This window comes from Paenibacillus sp. 102 (genome assembly GCF_039549175.1).
Lineage (GTDB): Bacteria > Bacillota > Bacilli > Bacillales > Bacillaceae_G > Bacillus_A.
In genome coordinates this window covers 1-1,612 of sequence record NZ_JBCGHT010000055.1, presented here as the reverse complement: position 1 = coordinate 1,612, position 1,612 = coordinate 1, and the positions used below count along the sequence as shown (strand labels likewise).

The 1,612-nt window shown below is 34.9% G+C and carries 1 protein-coding gene; it reads left to right on the top strand.

Going from position 1 to position 1,612, the window contains the following annotated elements; translation table 11 throughout:
* Positions 1-245: 245 nt before the first annotated feature.
* Positions 246-1,457 (top strand): IS110 family RNA-guided transposase, encoded by a 1,212-nt coding sequence (locus AAIE21_RS29180; protein ID WP_212087313.1) that lies wholly within the window; start codon positions 246-248, stop codon positions 1,455-1,457.
* The last annotated feature ends 155 nt before the right edge of the window (positions 1,458-1,612 follow it).

The following is a 1,612-nucleotide window of genomic DNA, read 5'->3' as shown; positions in this document are numbered from 1 at the left end:
ATACAAAACATACTAAGATTAGTAGTGTAGACCAAGGCATTGGTTCGCACTACTATTTTTTATATAGTAGAAGTGAAGAGAAGGTCGTGGGTGTTTTGGGATCCTGAATCCGTATACAAAACTGACCTTCTTCACTTACCTTATTTGAATCAGTTTTTAGTATGTTGGTCTTCGAGATCGTGTATAAGAAATGAGAATAGATAAGTGTAAGTTGAAGACTTCAATTCCACCTGAGGAGGAGCTATATGAAACACGTTATTGCATTTGATGTCAGTATGGGTAAAAGCTATATGGTCATTTATAATGTACAAAAACAATGCGTATTCGAAAGTGAAATCAAGCATACTAAGCCTGATTTTAAAAAGCTACAAGAAAAGATACATAAGCTTACAGATGAAAACGGCGAATCACCTGAAATTGTTTTCGAATCAACAGGAATCTATTCCAGGCAGCTAGAACGATTTATGCAAGATAATCAGTATACATATTGTTTATTAAACCCATTAGAAGCCAAGCTACAATGTGATTCCTTACGGATTCATAAGACCGATCGAAGCGATGCACACCGATTAGCTCTCACTCATTTCACAGTTACCCGAAGGGTATCTAATGGAACTAATAACTTATTCCATCAGTTAAAATCTCTTTCTAGATTGTATAGCGAACTGGATAGTGAATTATCGATAATTCGTGGTCGTATGCATAAAGTAATCCAATTAACATTTCCTGAGTTGGAGAGAATGTTTACCAGTAAATCTGATTTGTTTTTAAATTTTGTTCAACTATTCCCCCACCCAGATTGTATTTTAGGTCTTTCAAAAACCATTATAAAAAATCGTATTCGTGCCAACACCAATAAAAAAATATCAAATATTACAGCGGAGAAAAAAGCGATTCAAATACTTGAAATAGCGAATACTTCCTATCCTGCTGTTTCTCAGAACGATGTTCTGTGTGATCAACTCAAATTATACGCAAGGCGCTATCAAGAGCTTCTTCACCAAAAAGAATGCTGTATTAACAAGATGGTATATATAGCCGAGCAACGTGCAGAATACGATATCATTCTCAGTCTTCCTGGGATTGGACCGAATACTGCAGTACGCTTGATGGCTGAAATAGGAGATATTACTCGTTTTAACAATAACAAGCAACTCAATGCATTTGCTGGTATTGATATACGCCGTTTTCAATCAGGTAAAACCTTTTTTAAAGATAAAATCAATAAACGTGGAAATAAACATTTGCGGAAGCTCCTTTTCCTCATCATCCAGAACATGATTAAACAACGACGTTACGGACAAAATCACATTGTTGAGTATTACGATAAATTAAAAACGCAACCCTATAACAAATGTCATAAAGTTGCGTCCATTGCATGTGTAAACAAGTTCTTGAAACTCCTCTTTCACCTTATTACACATGATATACACTATGATTATCGGTTAACGGCCTAATATCATAGTTTCATTCATCATATCATATCTCACCCCTAGTAAAAAAACGAGTATATATTAGGGGTCTTTGGTATGCATGATAACAAGTACTTGTTCATTCTGATATTCACTCCAGTAAAAACCTAAAAATACAGGTTGACTAATCGTAAGAAAAA